This window comes from Psychrobacter sp. KFRI-CH2-11 (assembly GCF_038239325.1).
GTDB lineage: Bacteria > Pseudomonadota > Gammaproteobacteria > Pseudomonadales > Moraxellaceae > Psychrobacter > Psychrobacter celer.
Genome location: NZ_CP151283.1, coordinates 1,639,425 through 1,654,499 on the forward strand (window position 1 = coordinate 1,639,425; position 15,075 = coordinate 1,654,499).

The window sequence follows — 15,075 nt, forward strand, 5'->3', positions numbered from 1 at the left end:
CAACCAATCATACTGGTAAATAAGCGCGCTGGATTCAATTTATGGAACAAACCAACCACGGTCATCGGAGAAATCAATGAGCAAGTCAACATTGCGCAGCTTGATGACTGACCCTGTAATCATGCCTGCTTTACGTCCTGCACTCCCCAAGCTCTCTATTGGCGTGCTGTCCTCGTCCTTATCTGGTCTGGCCATGCTTGGGGCGCTGTGGTGCTTGGTAAAATTAATCGAGGATATCGCATTACCGTGGGTGATTGCGGCTGTGGGGCTGTGGTTGCTAGGCGCTTTGTTTGCCGCTGCCGCATCGGCGCTTGCTCATGATGCAGAAGCGGCGTTTTCTGCAAGATTGCGGCGGCAAGTGGCCAATCATGTGACCCGACTGCCCGCAACCACACTATCCAAGCAAGGCGATCAGTCTTTACGCCGCTTGGTGTCAGAAGACATTACGACGCTGCATCACATGGTAGCGCACCTGCCCTCAGAGGTGACAAGCTTTGCGATTTTACCGCTGGTATCTATTGTGATATTGGTGAGTGTGGCAGGCCCTGTGGCGCTGTGGGTCTTACTGCCAGGTGTAATCGCTTCTTTATATTATTTAGTCATTGTGCCGCGTGTGACGGCCCGTGATGGTGCTGCGCGCATGCAGGTGGTGGGCGAGGTCATCTCCGCCGTAGATGACTATGCACGTGGTATCCGCGTCAATCGTATCTATGGCCAACAATCGGGAGCGTTGGCTGCTTATCATGATGCCACCAAGCGCTTTACAGACAGCTTGGTCATGTGGGTGAGTAAAGTGGCGACGCTCGCAGGTATGGCCGTGGCACTGTTACAAGCAGTAGCGACATTTGCGATTGCTTATCTGATTGCTTATGACTACGACACTCCTGTGATGGCCACGATCTTGTTTTTCAGTCTCGCCGTTGTCAGTCCCGCGTTACGTTTAGGGCATGGACTGGATTATGTTGGGGCTGGTAAAGCGGCGGCAAGTCGGCTGATTGCTTTATTACAACAACCGATATTACCCAAAGGTCACATAACGCAACTATCAGCACCGTTCACGCTGAACATTACAGACGCTAAGATGGTGATCGATAATGTCCAGATTATTGACGGACTGACGCATACATTTAAGACAAATGCCGTCACTGCCATCACAGGGCCTAGCGGCGTGGGTAAAACGACGCTGCTGCGTATGCTGGCAGGCTTTGAGCCATTGCACGCCGGACAGGTGCAGCTGGAAAATACGGATATAGCCAAGCTGGATGAACATACCAGACATAATGCCGTATTGTTCGTACCGCAAGGGGGTGATGTACTGCCTGCAACCGTTAAAGACAACCTACTATTATTTGCCCCGCATGCCACAGATCAAGCGCTTAACGCGGCACTAGAGTGCGCTCAGCTGAGCGTGGATCTGAGCGCCGATGCTCAATCACTCTCAGGTGGCGAACGTCAGCGTATCGGTCTTGCCAGCGTATTTTTATCATCAGCACCTATCATTCTACTTGATGAACCGACCAGCGCCTTGGATCAGGCGAGGGTTACAAAAGTGCTAAAAGCCTTGCTACATGAAGCACACAATCAGGAAAAGACCATCATTATGGTGACTCATGATAAGGCATTGGCGGATCAAACAGATGCTCGACTAGAGCTGATACCCAATACTGATCTGGAGCGTTTGTCATGAGTATTACCGTAGATACATCACACAAAAAGCGAGCATCGTCATTGCCAGCGATTGCGCGCAGGCGATTGATGATAGTAGGGGTAGGCTGGATAGTGGTCGCTGTCCTAGAAGCCATTGCTTATACCGCGCTGGCACTAGGTATTGTCAATCAATGGTCGCCCAAATGGGTCTTAATCACCGCTTGTGCCGCCATTTTTGCTACCGTATTGGTCAATCGTTCAGGCTACTTAACTGGTGTGCGACTGGCGGGTGACTTGTACGCGGCGCTGGGTCAAGCACTCTCGCGCACCAAACTGTCTTGGTTTACCAATGAGCATCGTGCTCAGGTTGCGACCATTGCTGGTCAAGGTATACCAGGGTTTATGAGTATCCCCGCGCATCAGCTGCAAAAGTTCTTACATGCGCCCTGTATTCCCTTATTTTTGGTCGTTGGGATCGGCGTGGTTGCAGGGTTGACGCTGGCATTGGTGGCAGCGGCGCTATTGATATTGTCTTTGATCATTCAATTTTTATCACAGCGAGCGCTAAGTCGTGCAGATAACAATCGGCATAAGGCAGAAGCCAGCACCGCAGAAGCCACGCTTGAATTGGTAGATCATATTGAGTTATTAAGAACAGCGGCAGGCCCCAAACGCGCCATCGACCGTATTGAGCAGCGCTGGCGTACTCAAGAAGAGGCCTTAAAAAGCACCAACAACGCTGCCGCCATGGCTGTGTTTGTCTCAAATCTAGCTACGGTGTTACCCATAGCCGGTATGGCCGCTTACCTCATCGTCACAGGTGGCAGTAGTGCGGTAATGATCTTGGCAGTACTGGTTTTGGTCGGTCGTGCAGCCGCCCCACTTGATGAACTGGCTGTGGCAGGTTTGGGTATCAATGATTTAAAGGTCTCTTTACAGAATTATCAGCAGGCGATCAATACACCAACATTGCCTGAGCCCACCCTTTTTAAATCTGCTCCTGCTGACTATCAGCTCAGTATGCGTCAGGTGAGCCATGCACCCGTCTTAAAAGACATTAATATTGATATTCCAGAAGGCAATCGAGTGTGGGTTACGGGTGTGAGCGGCAGCGGTAAGAGCACCTTGCTTGAGTTATTGATGCGTTTTGATGATCCTGAACACGGTCACATTTTGCTCGGGGGGGTAAAGATTAATGACATGGCATATGAAGATTTGGCGGCGCATATCGCCTATGTCCCTCAAGACCCCATCGTATTTACAGGCACTCTGGCTGAAAATATCCGTATTGGCAATCCGCAAGCATCAGACGTTGAGATTGACAGCATTGCCCGAAAAATGAGGCTAGAGTCTGTGATTGATCGTACCCCTGAAGGAATAAATCAGTCCGTGGGTCAGCAAGGCGCGGCGTTATCAGGAGGAGAGCGTCAACGCGTCGCACTGGCACGTGCATTGATCAAAAAAGCGCCCATTTTGGTATTAGATGAAGCGACATCGGCTTTGGATGATGAGATCGAAAAGGTCATTGCCGATAGCATTCGCGCCTTATCTGCTACGGTGGTTTTTGTAACGCATCGCGATGCGACGATCTGGCAGCCGACCCAATCTATCGCTTTATAGGGCTGATGCGGTTCGCTCCTGTATGTGAAGACAGACACTATATATGGTGAAACATAGAGATATAAAGCTGGGTAAATATGATGTCAATGAATAACTGTTATCACCTGTTTTGTCTGCCACCCGCTGGCAGCAGCTCTGCAATTTATAGCGCATGGAAACCAGTCGTTGCCGAGACCTGTGAACATCGCCATATAAAAGTCATACCGATAGAGTATTCGGGGCATGGCAGCAGATCGGGGCAACCCTTGGTTAATGATCCAAATGTATTGGCGGCAGACATTGCCCAGACGATTATGTCCTACAAAAACATACCTTATATTTTATTTGGACATAGTGTCGGTGGCGCTTTGCTGTGGACGGTGATTGATCATTTGCGCGCACAGGATGCGCTTGAATCATTGGCACTAGTGGTGGTCAGCAGTCGCCCAGCGCCGCAATATTTGCAACATATCTGTGGCAGGCAGCACTTAACGGATGATGAGATTATCGAAAAACTGGCGCATTACAATAACTTTCCACCTGAGATTTTACAAAACCCAGCAGCGCTCAACTATTTCTTGACCATTATTCGTAATGATTTTTCTGTCAGTGACCAGCTTATCTGTCAGCAGGTAACTAAGACACCTATGTCCTTAACCGGACCTTTAATTGTATTTTATGGTATTGATGATCCAGATATCGAAGACGAGGCGATGATGCAAGCGTGGCAGGCACATTCTGAGGTTTTTTTGGGGTGTCATGCACTGGCAGGCGATCATTTTTATTTTTTAAATCCGTCATCGCTTGCGCAAATGCTAAAAAAAATAGAGGCGTGTTTGCTGCATGCGTTACCACACTATAAAGCGTGAGGTATCGGACACCAGTGTTTTATTGGCACAAGATGCGCGGGCGCTGAGTGATATACAACAGCGTATTCGGCTGACGTATCACACCATAGTGCTCGCGCATCACCAGATACATCAGCTGTCTGTGAGTATATTGACCGCCAATTTTGCGATAGAGGCGGCATATGATTGTTTTGATATTGACTTACCAAAGGCATTAACCCGCGTATCCACAAAGCGAAAGCTGGATTTTTTGACGGGACGCTTAGCGGCAAAGCTTGCCTTACGGGCGTTCGGCTTGGCTCATTTTACCGTCTTAAAAGGGATGCATGGCGAGCCGCTATGGCCAGATGGCATGACGGGGAGCATTAGCCACACAGGTGGCAAAACATCGTGTACGGCGATCTGCTGCGCTTATCGGCAACCATCTATGCAGGATTGCCGTGCTATAGGGGTGGATATTGAGGCCAAAATAAACAATGTCTGTTTTGAGCATAATGTTTGCTTTGATCGTGATGAGTCTCAGCACTATGCTCCTTTAAATCATCATGCTTTTTTAAATCATCAAGAAACTATGACACTGGTAGAATATTTGTGTGGCACACATCCAAATCATTATATCTATTTAATGATATTTTCTGCTAAAGAGAGCCTCATTAAGGCGATATATGCCAAATATAATGTATTACTGAGTTTTTTAGCGTTTGAGTATATAGGTGTGTCTGGTGACGTTATGACGTTTACCATCATTGATGGCATGCAAAAGGCACAAGAAAACGGACTGACCCAAACAGTGATGCAGGTGCAGTGGGGGATGACAGGGCAGCATATTATCACCATCTGTTCTATATCATAGAGATATCAAAAAATGAATAAGATGTGCTGAGCGAGCTGTCTTACGATGGCGCTGATTATATAAAGCAGTGACAAGAATTGTACTACAAAGCGCTTATGCCATGACAGGCGGCTATTTATGAGTCACTTGCCTTTCACTTATTACAGTAGCTATATATCCATAGTAGGTGGCATAGCGTCTTGGCAACCCTGTAGAGCACCGTCCGTAAGAATCAAAAACTTATTACAAGTACCATCTGTAATTTGCAAGTGATAATGATTATCAGCATTACTATAATTATCATTTAAATTTAATAATATAAGTCACAATAACGATCGATGCATCAATAACCACAGTGAGATATCAGTTATGTCTTTACAACATTATGTAGAAACACCGTCGAATCATGAAGCATATTTTGCCTGCTTTTCTACAAAAGAGTATCACCTGATCGGCAAGCGTTTTTCGCAGACGCTAACGACACCTGCAGCAGATACGGTACATTTTAATCAGCGTATCGCTGATTGTTTTAAAGAGATGAAAAATAATGGCGATAAAAACCCAATCTTAATTGCTGCTATTCCTTTTGATATCAAAAATGACGCGGTATTAAATTTTTATAGTGACTACGCTAAGTCGGACAAAAAAACCAAAAAAGCTGATCTGATAAAAAATGAGACGCACATCAAGAACAAGACATTGCTGGTGAATCAAGATAAGTTTGAAAAAACCGTCAATTATGCGTTAGAGACTTTCAAAAACACAGAGCTAACAAAAATAGTGCTGTCACAAGCGGTTGATGTCCGTTTTGATGAGTCGCAGAACCTCGCCTTTTACTTAGACGCCTTGCTGGATAAGAACCCAACCGCTTATAACTTTGTGATACCCGTAGACAATCAGCAATACCTACTAGGGGCGAGCCCAGAGCTACTATTGTCTAAAAAAGATCGGCTCGTTAAGAGCAATCCTCTAGCGGGTTCTAGACCCAAGCGTGATAGCTTAGAGCACAATCAAAGAAACCAACGCGCCTTGCATGAGTCAATCAAAGATCAGCACGAGCATAAAATCGTTGTCGAAAACATATCGCGTAATCTGGTGGCAGACTGTGTGACGCTGAGTATATCTGAGTTTCCAGAAGTGCTCGAAACCTCGACCATGTTTCATTTGTCCTCAATATTACAAGGCACACTAAAAAAAGCCGCGCCCAATGCTTTGAGCTTGGCATTAAAACTACACCCAACCCCTGCAGTGTGTGGTACACCAACGCAATTGGCCAAAGATTTTATATTGCAGCATGAAGGGTATGAGCGCGGTTATTACACAGGCTTGGTGGGCTGGATGGATGCAGAAGGCAATGGCGAGTGGGTCGTCACAATTCGTTGCGGGCTACTCAATGATAAAAAATTACGGTTGTATGCGGGTGCTGGTATCGTCGAAGGGTCTGACCCAGAGTCGGAGTGGCGTGAGACAGAAGACAAAATGAAAACCATACTACGCCTCTGTGACACCAGCGCGTAACCCACTCAAACCCACTTAAGGATCAGTATAATGACAAACCACACTGTGATAAAAAAAACCGCGTGGCTGGTGGGCGTCAATCAAGGCATTGGCGCAGATGTGATGCAGCGCCTGTTAGATGAGGATGTTGAGGTTATCGGTATCGATAAGACCAAAGACAAGCTGCCCGCAGCGCTACAACAGCAGGTACACATTTGTGACATTCGAGATGAACAGCAGATTGTGCATTTATGCGAGACACTATTAAGGGTCAGTCCCCCTGACTATTTTATTCATATTGCAGGTGTCCTGCATTTGGGACAGCACAATGATATGTCCTCGACCGATTGGCTGGATACCTTTGCGGTAAATGTGTTTTCTTGCTTTCACTTCTGCCAAAAGTTGACGCCTTATTTTAAAGAAAAACGCAGTGGCAGTATCGTTGTGGTGTCATCCAATGCCGCCGCAATGCCGCGTATCAATATGTCCGCCTACGGAGCATCAAAAGCGGCGCTGACTTACTTCACAAAGACAGTGGCATTAGAGCTGGCTGAATATGGTGTCAGAGCCAATGTGGTGTCACCAGGATCCACGGGGACGGCGATGCAAACGCAGCTATGGACAGATGACAATGGCGAGCAAACCACCATTGCGGGCAATCTTAAACAGTATAAACTTGGCATACCGCTACAAAAAATAGCGCAGGTTAAAGACATCACCAACGCGATCATGTTTTTTATAAGCGATCAGTCGTCACATATTACCATGCAGGATCTGGTGGTGGATGGTGGTGCGACGTTAGGGTGCTAGCACGGTGGTATAGTTAATCCAAAATAAAAGTGGTACGGTCATCATGTTCTACTGGTATAAATTTTCCTCGCTGGCTGTTCGCAAGCGTGACAGATGCTTCGTACAATTTACCCCAGTAGAACCGTACTCTTTTTAAAATGGATAGACTATATGAGCACTTAAAAAAGACATAAAAAAGATAAAGAGGATCTAAAAAGGGTTTACCGCAGTAAACCTTTTTTAGATCCTCTTTATGTAGCGCAGCTTTATGAACGGTCTAAAGCAAGCTGTACTTTTGTCATTACCTCACCCAGTGTTTTACAGGCCCCCAGTGAATAAAAATCAAGTGAGACATTCAGCTGCTGTGACAGCTGTGTGGCAATGGTCATCAGCTGTTTGGGTTTTAGGTTTAAAGCAAACAGTTGCGTATCGCCCCTCAGCATTTGCGTTTGATGCTCGGGTAGATGGCTTTTGAATAAGGTCAAGATGGTATCAATCACTTCTGCTGACAGGCTGGGATCAGTGGGTATGCCCGCTATGACAGGCGTTGGCGCTATAGATAATCGTTCCTGTGCTAGGCTTAATAGCTTGTTGCGATCGACTTTGTGGTTCGCTGTCAGCGGTATGTCGTCTATTAATAAAAACTTAGAGGGAATGTGCGAGCTTGGTAGCTGATCTTTTAGATAGACTCTTAGATCAACAGCGCCCAGCTGTTGCTTGGACACGCGGTTGGTATTGCTTATGTCATGCGTATTGTCGATATTGTCGATGGTATAAAGCGCCACCAGCTCATTGATATCGGTGGTAGGGTTTGTGCAACTGATCACTACGGCATGATGAATGGTAGGATGGCTAGATAATGAATTTTCAACTTCAGATGCTGCAATGCGTACGCCTTTGACCTTGAGATAGCCTGCCTTGCGTCCTGAAAATATGATTGCACCATCATCTCGATAATAACCCAAATCACTCATCATAAAGGCCATGACCACACCGCCATTTATCGTTTCAATAGGCACAAAGTCATTGTGATGTGTCTCTCCATCCAATAAGTAGCCATTTGATAAATTGATGCCAGACATATACATGGTGCCGATAGTACCAGCCTCACAAGGCGCGTGCTGCTCATTTAGAATGTGATACTGGTTGTGTGCTAAGGCCTTCCCGTATGGAATGGTGTGTTGATCGTCGTCAAGGATCTCATGCCAAATACTCCAAATGGTGGTTTCTGTCGGCCCGCCTAAAGAAAACAGCCGTGCTTGGGGCAAGGTCTGTTTGAGCAGGGCAATCATAGATGGCTTGATATAGTCACCGCCTTGGGCAATTAAGCGCAGGGTCTTGATTTGATCATGACCACTCACCGTCAATAACATATCGACAATGGCAGGCACGCTACACCACAGTGTGATGTGATGTTTGGCGATCAATGTTGCCCATGCACCCGCATCTTTTTGCTGCTCGGTAGTTGGGATGACCAGCGTCGCTGCCACTGATAGGGGCGCAAAAATATCGAATACAGACATGTCATGATGAAAAGGCGTGATAGCCATACAGACATCATTATGAGTGATGTCCCAGTGTGCTATGGTTTGTTGCAAGACATTGGCGGTTGCCTGATTGTTTAAGACCACACATTTTGGTTTTCCTGTGCTACCCGAAGTATAGAGATAGTAGGCAGGGCGGCGGCTTAAATCATAGGCACAAGACCAGTCACGCAGATCTATCGGTTCGTTATGACCGCGCGCGGTATCAATATTAATGATCGTTATTTGAATACCAGACAGCGGCGATAGTGGCCCCTGACTGACGGCAAAGTCGGCCCGACTATTGGTCAGTAAGTAGTCAATCCTTGAGCGCGGTGCTTGTATATCAACAGGCAGCCAAACGATACCCATTAAGGCACATGCAATCGTGGTATAGACATGTTCAGGGCTCTTGTGCAAGCAAATGGCCACAACAGACCCAGCACGAATACCTTGCTGCCTAAAGATGGTCATTATTGCTGCAACATGATGCCCCACCTCATGATAGCTGATCGATTGATCAGCAAAAATAAGCGCGGTCTTATCTGGCGGTGTGACCAATATATTGGTCTTAATCGCAGCAAGATAGTCATGCAATACGACGTTTGCAAATGCAGCGTCTTGGTTGGGAGTATAAACACCCTCTAGATGGTCATCACTCACGTTCTTTATATCCTTTTATCTAGGGGAACTATTTAGGCTGACTTTTGCTGCTGTTGTATCAAATCCCACCAGTTAGACAAGGTTGGATTGCGTGCAATCTCTTCAAAACCAATATCAACGCCATATCCTTTAAACTCGGCGGCAAGCTGCATGATCTTAAGCGAGTCTAACCCGTAGACAATTAAATTCTCCTCAGGGTCGATCTCTTCCTCTTCCTCAATGAGCTGCTCAACTCGGGTATGAAGCCACTGTTTGGTGATCTTGTCCGTTTTTGCCCCAACGATCGCCTCGGTATTTAGCACTTGACCACAACGCGAAGACACATACTGTAATGCCATGCGATGCTCCGCTTCTGAGAAGTCAGCAACCGCATCACCGACTAAGAAGCATTGAATGTCATTCATAAACGCATCTATAGCGGTCACCATACAGCCAATATGGGCATAAACCCCGCCCACAATCAGCTGGTCACGGTTCCAGCCTTGCATACGCGCCTGCAAGTCTGAGCGGGCAAACGCGCTGTAGCGCCACTTGGTCAAGACGGTATCTGTGTCAGCTGGGGTGAGCGGATCGACAATGGGTTGCTGATCGGCTGTCGATGCTGGCAAGCCTTCGCCCCACATGGCATTGAGTAGGGCGCGGTCTTCCTCTGGCTGCTCATAAGGCTGGGCGGTATATACCACAGGGACGCCATTGTCATAAGCCCATTGGCGCAGGCGTGTTAAATGCTGGATCAAGGTATTGATAAGTGTACTGTCTGTCTCATAAAAATTAATAAAATAACGCTGCATGTCATGGATTAGAAGTACGGCTCGTTTGGCATCGAGTTGCCAATTTACTTTATTGGCGGGGTAGCTTTCAGGCTGCGGCATGGGGTAGTCGGAGAGGGTTTTGATGGTCATACAAGGCTCGCTATTGAATTTAAAAGTATTGGGATGGTCATAAAATCATTAAAGTAATTGAAGAGTACGCAGGGCTTTTTTGTCGGTTTTGCCCACGGCGGTTAAGGGCATAGACTCAATAAACTTGAAACGATCAGGGATTTTGTACTGAGCAATACCTGTGTTTAGTAAATAACGCCGTAGCGTTGATGCTTTGATATTAGGGTCACGAGAGATGATGTAGAGGCAGCTTTTTTCACCAAGTCGCGGGTCGGTGATGGCGATGAGCGCGGCGTTTAACACATCAGGATGCGCAAGAATGAGGTTTTCAATTTCCTCAGAAGCGATCTTTTCCCCGCCACGATTGATCTGGTCTTTGACGCGCCCCACAACGCGCAAATTGCCCTCAGGGGTGCGCTGTACCAAATCGCCAGAGGCATAGTAGCCATTCTTATCAAATGCGTTGGCATTGTGCTCAGGGCTTTGGTAATATCCGCAAAAAGTGTAAGGCCCGCGGGTGGTCAGCATGCCCACCTCACCCTCTGGGACAGGATTGCCTTGCTCATCAACAATTATCACCTCATCATCTGGACTTATCGGTCGCCCTTGGCTAGTGAATATTTGCTCATCAGCATCATCCAAGCGAGTGTAATTCACCAGTCCCTCAGCCATACCAAAAACCTGCTGTAAAGCACAGCCAAATACTATAGGCACTTTTCGTGCGAGCGTCTCAGAGAAATTTGCCCCGCCGACCTGTATCAGCTGCAAGGTTTTCAGCTGTGCTGCATGTTTGGGCGCTTGCTCTATCCACGCCACGACCGCACTTGGTACTAGTGACGCCATAGTGACCCCATAACGCGCAATGATTGAAAAGCATTTTAAGGGCTCAGGATCAGGTGCCATAACGACTGTGCCTCCTGCATACAGCACGCCAAGCGCGCCAGGAGAGCTCATCATAAAATTGTGCGGTGCCGGTAGCGCGCAAAGCAGCCGCGTATCAGTATCCAGTCTGCAAATATCAGCACTCGCTCTGACACTATAGTAATAGTCGTTGTGTGTACGCGGGATTAGCTTGGGCGTGCCCGTACTACCGCCGGACAACTGAAAAAAAGCCACCTCATCGGCGGGGGTAGGCGAGTAGAGCACAGGATGCGCATCGTCAGCATCAACCATATCGCTGGCTGCTATCCATGTCTCCAGTCTGTATTTACTTGCCGTATTTGCAGCGTCATTCAGGGTTAAGACAAGCTGCGGGCTCAGATCAGTAGCATGAAGCTCATTAATAAAGTCATCGTCTTTAAACACCTCGTGAGTCGCTGACACGATAAGTAACTGTGGTTTAATTTGCTGACAAAAGCTACGTAGCTCATGCTGCCGATGGGAATAAAGCGCATTTAAGGGAACGACACCTATTTTTAATAGCGCAAAAAAAACAATATAAAATTCAGCCGTGTTGGGCAGCTGCACCAAGGCGGTGTCTCCTTTGCCAATACCTTGAGCGCTGATGCGATGGGCTAGATGGGTAGATAAGTCATCTAACGCTTGATAGCTGAGCTGACGATCACCGCAGATCAGCGCCGTCGCTGTAGGGTCGCTGGCACAGCGCTGAGACAGGATATGTGTCAGTGGTTCATTGATCCAATAGCCTTGGGTTATATAATGCTGCGCTCTGTTTTTTGGCCAAGGATAAAATTTAATAAGCGGTTTAATCATATTGTCAAAACCTTAGCGAAACGGTGCTACGTCATAGTGAAAAAAAATATCAGGGCAATAAAACAAAAATCATCAATTATTGTTTGTAAATGTTAATGCTAATGATTATCATTTGTGATACAGTGCCTCATATATATTATTTTGTCAACTGAGTAAGCACATCATGAGTGATTTAACTCCCATGCAAGCAGCCTGCTGGTTTGGTCGTATCAGCGAATCTGAGTTTTTAGGCGGGGTGGCCGCCCATCTTTATGTGGAATTTGAAGGGCAATCAATTGATTTACAAAAGCTAGAGTCGGCCTTGCAGCATATGCATTTGAAGCACTCTATCTTGAGAATGCGTCTCAGCTTAGATGGTATTGCTACTATTGCCGCATCTGCACCAAAAACCCTGCTTGAAATTAATGATTTAAGCGTGCTGACTCCCCAAAAGCAAATACAGTATTTGCAAGATAAACGCGAGCAATGGACACACCAGCAGCTGGATTTGACTAGTGGTCAAACGGCAAGGTACTCCATCAGTCTGCTCAATCAATCAAACTTTCGTTTGCACATTGACACAGATATGATCGCGGTCGATCCCTCCAGCTTTTGTCAGTTGATAGAGGAGTTGGCGGCGTGTTATCAAGGTATAGTCACCACTGCTACGCCTGTTGCCTGCTTTTTTGATTGGTATGAGGCCATGCAAGCAGATGCAAGCATCAAGCAGCGCCATCATAGAGACAAAGCATGGTGGCGGGCGCGTCTTACAGATATCGCCCCAATGCCCTCATTGCCAGTGAGTAATAACGCAGCAAAAACGGCGCAGAGTCATTGTCTCAGTGAGCAGCTGACAAGCGTAGAATACCAAGCGTTACGGCAGCTGGCACGTCAGCGAAAAATCACTTTTTCTAGCATGATGCTTGGTTTGTTTGCTTTTGCCTTGTGTCAGGCCACCCAAGATACTTTCTTTAGGCTCAATGTTCCAACCTTTTGGCGCGCGCCTGTGGTAGAGAATATTGACCAGTGTATTGGCGATTTTTCTAATTTTGTCATTGTCAATATAGACACAGCGGCAGCCAAAACCTTGGGTACGCTTTGTCAAGATGTGGCTGATCAAATGATTGAACTGCTAGACCATACCCATTATGCGGGTGTCAATATCATGAGAGATTTATCTCGCTATCATGGTGCTGCCCAGCAGACGCCTGTGGTGTTTACTGCCGCTTTGGATTTACCACAAGGGGTGCTGTTTTCTGAAAGTGTCAAACAAGCTTTTGGTGAAATGACATGGACAACATCTCAAGGTCCGCAGGTTGCCTTGGATGCTCAGGTGGTACGGGTGGAGAATGGTGTACTGGTGAATTGGGACATACGTCTAGACACATTACCACTGGCATGGGTCACTGCGCTGTTTCACTCATTTATCGGCTTACTGAGAGAAGTCGGTCAAAATCCTGCTGTTCTGGATATGATGTTTAATCAACTGCCCAAAGGCATTATTTATCAACCTGAGCAGCCAGCCGATCACAAAACCATAATGACTGACGAGCAGCCATTGTCCGCGATACAAGAAGCCTATCTACTTGGTCGTACGACGCAGTTGCCGCTTGGCGGCGTTGCCATGCAGGAGTTCCGTGAATACTATGGTCGTATGGATATGACTGTGCTCAAGCAGCGCTTGACGGATATTGTTAAGCGGCATGAGGGTCTACGCACTCATATCAATGTGACCACACTGACTCAGTATGTGAGCAATGATAGCTGTATCAATCTACAAGAGATTGATTTGCACCACCTCTCAGCCAAAGAGGCCACTATCTATCTACAGTCTTATCGAGAGACGTATACACACCAAATGTTTGATTTGCAGGGCGCACCTTGGAACATCACGGCCTTTCATTTAACAGATGGCTTTTTGCGCCTCTTTATACGCTTTGATGCGCTCATTCTTGATGGCCGTGCGATCGCGTCTTTAATGCTTGAGCTGTTTGCAGCGCCGTACGCCACAACCACATGTATGACGATTCCTACTGTGACAACAGACACGCCTGCTAAAGCTGAATCTAAAGCGGCGACACGTGCAGTGGACATGACCTACTGGGTACAAAAGCTGTCTGCCGTTACCAATGTGCCTGCATTGCCATGGATCAAACCATTAAATGAGCTGGGCGCTGCCCATTTTGTGCGCCGTAGTTTGGTCGTACCCGCAGATACGTTTCGGCAATTGGGGAAAATTGGGGCAAAACAAGGGCTGTTTAAAAACTCTGTGATTATGGCACTCATTCTAGAGCTGCTCTCACAAGTGCAGACACAATTGCAGGTACAGCAATCCATCGTGGTTGCGGTGCCCGTTTTACCCTTATATACAGGTACGCTGGTCAATAACTCCACCTTTATGGCGGTTGAGTGGGCAGGTGGTACAGAAAACTTCGTTCAGCAAGCCTCAAAGTTACAAGTCGATGTGCTCGAAGGCTTACAGCATTTGTCATTCTCAGGAGTAGACTTGGCGCGATTGCTCTTTGAAAAACTCAATGCCGCGCCTGTGTTACCTATCGTAATTACCAATGGTTTGTCTTGGCCGGTTCTTACAGCAGATACGCCAATGAGTTTAGAGTGTGGATTAACCCAAACGCCGCAGGTAGCGATTGATATTCGCTTTACCACCCAGTGTGATGGCGCGCTCGTGTTTGATATCGACCATGTGCCCAAAGCTATTGCCACCAAGACCATTGACTGCTTGTTGCAGGCTATCGATACCGCAATACATCAAATTGTCGCCTCACAAGCCTTGCACTTTGATGTATCGCCATATCTGCCTGTCGCTACCGAGCAAAGCGCTGATGTGACTACCACGTTTTGCCAGCAAGCCTTATTTGATATTTATTTGGACACCATCGGTCAGATGAGTGATACCCCTATCGATAAAACCATGAATTTTATGACCATTGGTCTACGTCCTCAGCACCTCAAAACCATCTCAAAGCGCCTTTATGACGCTTATGCAGTGCAGCTCTCGCCAGCGCAGCTACTGCATTGCCGCGATGTGACTGAGGTGAAGCGGCTCTTAAAGACTGGGTAGCCCGCGCAACAAAGCGCTGCAA

Annotated in this window: 9 protein-coding genes and 1 pseudogene; 7 read left to right on the plus strand and 3 right to left on the minus strand. The window is 47.1% G+C overall.

The features are described 5' to 3' along the window. The first annotated feature begins 76 nt into the window (after window positions 1–76). The 6 genes from AADH33_RS06805 to dhbA all read left to right on the plus strand — a co-directional run bounded on the left by AADH33_RS06805 (window position 77) and on the right by dhbA (window position 7,233). Window positions 77–1,687, plus strand: a complete 1,611-nt coding sequence (locus tag AADH33_RS06805) for an ABC transporter ATP-binding protein (RefSeq protein WP_348548383.1) — start codon at window positions 77–79, stop codon at window positions 1,685–1,687. Beyond that, on the plus strand, window positions 1,684–3,267 hold the full coding sequence (locus AADH33_RS06810; RefSeq protein ID WP_348548384.1) for an ABC transporter ATP-binding protein: 1,584 nt from the start codon (window positions 1,684–1,686) through the stop codon (window positions 3,265–3,267). Before AADH33_RS06805 ends, AADH33_RS06810 begins: the two co-directional genes overlap by 4 nt. 86 nt (window positions 3,268–3,353) lie before the next feature. Beyond that, window positions 3,354–4,115, plus strand: coding sequence for a thioesterase II family protein (locus tag AADH33_RS06815; protein WP_348548385.1), 762 nt, complete (start codon window positions 3,354–3,356; stop codon window positions 4,113–4,115). Next, a complete protein-coding gene (locus AADH33_RS06820; RefSeq protein ID WP_348548386.1) occupies window positions 4,090–4,947 on the plus strand; it encodes a 4'-phosphopantetheinyl transferase family protein in 858 nt (285 codons plus the stop codon). Before AADH33_RS06815 ends, AADH33_RS06820 begins: the two co-directional genes overlap by 26 nt. 348 nt (window positions 4,948–5,295) lie before the next feature. Then, window positions 5,296–6,444 carry an isochorismate synthase gene (locus AADH33_RS06825; RefSeq protein WP_348548387.1) on the plus strand — a complete coding sequence of 383 codons (1,149 nt, stop codon included), beginning with the start codon at window positions 5,296–5,298 and terminating at the stop codon, window positions 6,442–6,444. Between the two features lie 30 nt (window positions 6,445–6,474). Continuing rightward, window positions 6,475–7,233, plus strand: a complete 759-nt coding sequence (gene dhbA, locus AADH33_RS06830; RefSeq protein WP_348548388.1) for a 2,3-dihydro-2,3-dihydroxybenzoate dehydrogenase — start codon at window positions 6,475–6,477, stop codon at window positions 7,231–7,233. Window positions 7,234–7,478: 245 nt separating this feature from the next. Here the strand turns inward: dhbA and AADH33_RS06835 are convergent, their stop codons facing one another. From AADH33_RS06835 to AADH33_RS06845, 3 genes are read right to left on the minus strand one after another with little or no spacing between them, the layout of a single operon-like run. Beyond that, window positions 7,479–9,398, minus strand: coding sequence for an AMP-binding protein (locus AADH33_RS06835; protein WP_348548389.1), 1,920 nt, complete (start codon window positions 9,396–9,398; stop codon window positions 7,479–7,481). 32 nt (window positions 9,399–9,430) lie between these two features. Beyond that, entirely contained in the window at window positions 9,431–10,300 is an 870-nt protein-coding gene (locus AADH33_RS06840; RefSeq protein ID WP_348548390.1) for an isochorismatase family protein, read from the minus strand. A 48-nt stretch (window positions 10,301–10,348) separates the two neighbouring features. Beyond that, window positions 10,349–11,992 carry a (2,3-dihydroxybenzoyl)adenylate synthase gene (locus AADH33_RS06845; RefSeq protein ID WP_348548391.1) on the minus strand — a complete coding sequence of 548 codons (1,644 nt, stop codon included), beginning with the start codon at window positions 11,990–11,992 and terminating at the stop codon, window positions 10,349–10,351. A gap of 89 nt (window positions 11,993–12,081) precedes the next feature. Between AADH33_RS06845 and AADH33_RS06850 the strand changes: the two are divergent. Then, window positions 12,082–15,053: pseudogene (locus tag AADH33_RS06850) on the plus strand (condensation domain-containing protein). The last annotated feature ends 22 nt before the right edge of the window (window positions 15,054–15,075 follow it).

Coding starts and splice junctions, on each gene's coding strand:
- AADH33_RS06805 (WP_348548383.1), top strand. CDS start 77: ATGAGCAAGTCAACATTGCGCAGCTTGATGACTGACCCTGTAATCATG.
- AADH33_RS06810 (WP_348548384.1), top strand. CDS start 1,684: ATGAGTATTACCGTAGATACATCACACAAAAAGCGAGCATCGTCATTG.
- AADH33_RS06815 (WP_348548385.1), top strand. CDS start 3,354: ATGAATAACTGTTATCACCTGTTTTGTCTGCCACCCGCTGGCAGCAGC.
- AADH33_RS06820 (WP_348548386.1), top strand. CDS start 4,090: ATGCGTTACCACACTATAAAGCGTGAGGTATCGGACACCAGTGTTTTA.
- AADH33_RS06825 (WP_348548387.1), top strand. CDS start 5,296: ATGTCTTTACAACATTATGTAGAAACACCGTCGAATCATGAAGCATAT.
- dhbA (WP_348548388.1), top strand. CDS start 6,475: ATGACAAACCACACTGTGATAAAAAAAACCGCGTGGCTGGTGGGCGTC.
- AADH33_RS06840 (WP_348548390.1), bottom strand. CDS start 10,300: ATGACCATCAAAACCCTCTCCGACTACCCCATGCCGCAGCCTGAAAGC.
- AADH33_RS06845 (WP_348548391.1), bottom strand. CDS start 11,992: ATGATTAAACCGCTTATTAAATTTTATCCTTGGCCAAAAAACAGAGCG.